Below are 289 nucleotides of genomic sequence, written 5' to 3'. Positions count from 1 at the left end.
CATCTTCTTAATATATTAATACTTTTTTTGTATTCTTTATTTTCTGCATGAAATATAGCCATAGTTTGCATAATTTCTATTTCTCTCTCAGATAAAACATCAATATTTGTTAAAGATAGTTTTAATGCATTATTTAAAAGAGTTAAAGCCGATTTTATTGAGTTATTCACAAGATATATAGCAATTGCTTCATGCCATAGTAGAAATTGGTTATCTTCTTTTGTTTGAAAATTATTTAAGTGTTTTTCTTTTGTTACTATTTCATAAAGCTCTGTATACTGATGTTGTC

The 289-nt window shown here is 24.6% G+C and carries 1 protein-coding gene; it reads right to left on the bottom strand.

From position 1 onward, the window contains the following. Nucleotides 1–289, bottom strand: a 289-nt coding sequence (locus tag ACSG5Z_RS31575; protein WP_503827195.1) for an RNPP family C-terminal domain-containing protein, incomplete at both ends; no start/stop codon positions are given.

This window comes from Bacillus pretiosus (assembly GCF_051294775.1).
Lineage (GTDB): Bacteria > Bacillota > Bacilli > Bacillales > Bacillaceae_G > Bacillus_A > Bacillus_A wiedmannii.
Note: the sequence above shows the minus strand (reverse complement) of the source record. Positions and strands in the feature narration are given on the sequence as shown.